Origin of the sequence: Rhodococcus cerastii (genome assembly GCF_033042195.1) — a bacterium.
Taxonomy (GTDB): Bacteria; Actinomycetota; Actinomycetes; order Mycobacteriales; family Mycobacteriaceae; genus Rhodococcoides.
The window spans coordinates 51,793-55,868 of the sequence record NZ_JAWLKF010000020.1; the positions used below are offsets into that span (position 1 = coordinate 51,793).

The 4,076-nt window shown below is 65.9% G+C and carries 3 protein-coding genes; 2 read left to right on the top strand and 1 reads right to left on the bottom strand.

What is annotated here, in order from left to right:
- Window positions 1-1,915: SEL1-like repeat protein (locus R3P93_RS23310; protein ID WP_317534248.1), on the bottom strand; the 1,915-nt coding region annotated here is incomplete at its 3' end.
- A gap of 228 nt (window positions 1,916-2,143) precedes the next feature.
- On the opposite strand from R3P93_RS23310, the gene R3P93_RS23315 reads away from it, so the two are divergent.
- Both R3P93_RS23315 and R3P93_RS23320 read left to right on the top strand, forming a co-directional pair.
- Entirely contained in the window at window positions 2,144-3,508 is a 1,365-nt protein-coding gene (locus R3P93_RS23315; RefSeq protein WP_317534249.1) for a hypothetical protein, read from the top strand.
- A gap of 5 nt (window positions 3,509-3,513) precedes the next feature.
- Window positions 3,514-3,774, top strand: coding sequence for a hypothetical protein (locus R3P93_RS23320; RefSeq protein WP_057477037.1), 261 nt, complete (start codon window positions 3,514-3,516; stop codon window positions 3,772-3,774).
- The last annotated feature ends 302 nt before the right edge of the window (window positions 3,775-4,076 follow it).

Sequence of the window (4,076 nt, forward strand, 5' to 3'; positions counted from 1 at the left end):
CGGCGATTCTCCACCATTCGGTGGCGGTGTGGCCTTCGATGGCGGCGTCGGGGCCTAGTTGATTCGCGGCGTTTCCCAGGTTGAAGGCGGTGGCGGCAATGCCGTTGTCGGCGGCGATGAGCCTCCACTCGGTGGCGGTGTGGCCTTCGATGACGGCGTCGAAACCGATGGCTTGGGCAGTTACTCCGAGGTTGTGTGCAGCAGCGGGGTCACCGCGGTTGGCGGCAAGGGCCCACCACCCTGTGGCGGCACGGCCGTCGACGAGGGCTTCAGGGCCGATCTCGTGGGTGACTGATCCGAGTTTGAGGAGGGAGTCGGGGTCTCCTCGGTGGGCGGCGGGGAGTAGCCAGGTTGCGGCGGTGTCGTAGCGGCGGTGGGCGATCAGGAAGTCCGAGGTGCGAAGGATGCGGGCGGTGTGGAGGGTGGTGGGGTCGAGGTGGGTGAGGTCGCGGTCGGGGGCGCGGAGGCGTGGGGTGAGGGCGTCGAGGAGTCGATACCGTTCTCCCCCATGACTGTCGGGTGTGTGGGTGTCGGTGCGGATGAGGACGGCGTGGGGGGATCCGGGTGAGAACCCGACCGTGGCCCAGTCGTCGAACTCGATATCGAACTGGGCGGGTTGCCAACGTGCGTTCCGTGCGAGACGTCGGTAGTGAATCTGAGTGAGGGTCTGGAGCCAGTCGACGTCGACTCCTGCGGGGTCGGTGATGGTGGCATCGATCGCGGCGTCGACCAGCGCGGCCCTCATTCCGCCGTGTTCGGAGGCGGCCTGGACAGCGGCGTGCAGTTTGCCGACCGTGGCCATCGCTTCGGCGAGACGGGTCAGGTCCAGGCCTTGGAGGTCGCTGCTGTCGTTGTCGGTGAGCATCTGAGACGCCGCGGCGAGTTCGGTGTCGTCGAGTTCGGCAGAGTAGTCGACGGTGTTGGCGTCGAGCAGGTTCACCAGTGTCGGGCTGGCTCCGATACCCATCATCGTCTCGAGGCCGCCGGCCGAACGACCGCCGGTGGCGTGATCCTTCCAGGATGCGAGGTCGGCGGAGTGCACGATCAGCACCACCGACGTCGTCAGGGACGCGATCTTGCGGATCCGGGGTGCGGTCAGTCCCGTATCGGGGGTGACACCGTTGTATCCGGCGTCGTCGAGGATCACCACGTCGGGCCTGGCGGGGTCGTTCTTGACGGCTTGGAGGCGGGCGATGAGGGTGTCGAGGGCTCCCGGTGCGGGGTTGTGCCACCAGGTGACCGGTTGCGGTGTGACTGCTGACAGGAGATGGAACAGGCTGCGGGTCTTCCCGGATTTCGGGGGTCCGACGATCACGGTGATCGGGTGATTCCTTGGGTCGCCCAGGCGGGCGGCGACGAGGGTGTCGGCGGTGCGCGCGACGTACGGCGGCAGAGCGTCGTCGAACAGCGACGACCCGATTTCGAGATCTCTGGCGGCGTCGATGTCGTCGGGCCGGCCGGCGGCACGGACCACGTTCGCGGTCTTCTCCGCGTGGTCTTGCTGGGCTTTGTATTTCGCTGCGGCACCGCCGCGTTTCTGCCCTGACCTGTTGGAGGTGTCGGCAGCGTCGAGAACGTCGGCGAACCCACCCCACTGTCCCAGTTGCCGGACCGAGTCGGGGGCCTCGGGGACCGCTTTGTCGACGACCGATATCAACGCCATTTTCAAGATGTTCGGGCCAGGTACCGATCCACCGATCCATCGGCCGACGTTGTTGGCCAACACATCCAGCTGGGCTGCCGATGATCCTTTCATCCACTTGTCGCGGGTGGTCGGGCGGTCGTCGAGTTCCCACAAGTGTTGGTGGGCGCGCACGTACTCGCGCATCGCGGTCGCGACGTCGCGGCGGGTCATGACGCGGTCGAGTTCAGCGAGCCAGGCCTTGTAGGGGGCCTTGTCGGTGTCCGAGACCATCCGCGTTCCCCCGCTCTCTCCAAGCATTACCCCGCTTCCGACCGACCGGCGGTGGGGTGTTGCACGGCTGTCGGTCGCCGAGCCGAGGCCGGTGTTGGTCGTGTCCAGAAGTTAGCGCACACCCACACCACACACACCCCTGACCGCACACCGGTGTGGCTCGAACGTAGGAGCCAGAGCCCCACACCACCCGAGGTCGAAGGCCACCACCACCAAGGACACACCGACATGACCGAACTGCACAACCGCGGCCCGTCCAACGACGACTTCGCCCGCGAATTCGCCCAGCTTCAGAACGGAACCGTCCCCGCGCCGGCTCCTGCGAAGATCCCTACCTCCGAGAAGGTCACTTCCTGCCTCGGGATGGGTCCCATCCCGCTGGGTCAGCTCGTCGGAACCGGAGCGGTGGTCCGCGAATACGGTCGCCTGCCCAAGCTCCCCACCGGTAAAGAGTTGACGTTGATGGAGCGCAAGATCCTCAGCGTCCCGATCACCGCGGCTGAGGACAGCCTGGAGAAGGCCGCACGCGGGCCCATTGCCGGCAGCATCTCGCTGATCAAGAAGATCTTCGCCCGGATCAACCAGATCGACCGGTACATTGAGCTCCGCGGCGAACGGGTACTCGTCGGCCCCAACCACGAGCGCCTCACCCCCGATCAGGCTCAGACCAAGCACGATGAGCTCCGCGGGGTTATCGACGGTGCCCACCGTAACGGTGCCACCGGCCACTACCGCGATCGTCACCGCAACACCAAGACCGAGAAGGTGTTCGTCGCTCTCGACTTCCCGATCTTTCTGTTCCTGACGATGGGTCTGCTCAACGCCAACCTCGTTCTCGCGTTCACCGGCGATGTCGGCCAGATCATCAAGATGGCCATCGCTGCGGTGTTCGCGGTTCTGGGCACTCTCGCGTTCACCTGGATCACGCGCCACACCGGCCGCAGGCACCGCCGCTTCAAGACCACCGACGCCACCGTCGACCGCACCGGCGCGACCTTCAAGCGGATCCTCGCCGAGCGTGTCGGGCTCGGCGCGCTCGTCTCCATCGCCGCGATCGTGATGATGCTGCGGATCATTCACGACGGCAACGCCGCCGGAGCCCCGGTCTACGTGATGATTCCCCTGGCGATCTTCTTCGCCCTCATCATCGGCGGATCCGGCTACGTCAACTACATGTCCGAATACGAGAACGGCTCCGAGACCACCGAGCAGCTCGACGCCGTCACCGCCCAGCTCACCCACCGCGCTAACGACATCGAGAACCACCAGGCCGAACGCGCCGAACTCGTCGAACAGGCTGGCCTCAAGCTCGCCGACCTCGGCCGCCAGATCACTGACGCCACCGAGCACGCCCGCCTCGTCGTGACCCGCAGCACCGCTGACAAGGCCATCACGATCGCCCGCTCCTACGTCGGGCGCCAGGACCCGCTGCCCGCGCCGAGCTTCCAGGTCGACAGTTTCGACCTCGCTGTCGCCCAGGGCAGACAGCTCGCCGACCACCACCAGCTCCTCGTCGCCGGCCAGGACACTACCGACCACGCCGACAGCGACGCCCCGAAAGCTGTAGCCCACTTCACTAGCAAGGAGAACTGACCACTATGAGCTTCAAGGATCGCCTCAACCGCGCACAGGCCGTCATCGGCATCGTCGGGGCACTCGCCGGCTCCGGCGGCGACCCCACGGTCAAGAACACCGGCCCCAGCCTGGCCAAACGCCACGCCGACTACACCAAGGAAGTCCGCCTCCCGCGGACCCGCCGCGACACCGACCGCATCCTCCGCGAAGCGACCCGCACCAAGAACGACGCCCTCAAGAACACCCATCTCCTCGACAAGAAGGACCGCAAGAAGCTGGACTAGCAATCCGAGCCCATTCCCCAAGTAACATCAACGAATCCGCGCATCCGGGCCCCGACGCGAAAAGTGTCGGGGCCCGACCCGTCTGCGGCAGGCGGGTATCTACGGACCCTGCTGCTGTTCGCGTGGTCCGTCATCTTCGCCGGCTAGACGCCGCCACTCAAGAGCGGTACGTCCTCCGATTGTTCCTTCGCTACCGAGCTCTTCAGCGACCTCTGCGAGGTTCGAGGGAGTGTCAGATTAACGGTGGATCCGACCTTGGCGTCGGTTAGTTTCCGTTCGGGGTGATGCGTCCTTCGAAGGTG

Excerpts from the sequence above, each read along its gene's own strand:
- R3P93_RS23315 (WP_317534249.1), top strand. The coding sequence starts at position 2,144 with ATGACCGAACTGCACAACCGCGGCCCGTCCAACGACGACTTCGCCCGC.
- R3P93_RS23320 (WP_057477037.1), top strand. The coding sequence starts at position 3,514 with ATGAGCTTCAAGGATCGCCTCAACCGCGCACAGGCCGTCATCGGCATC.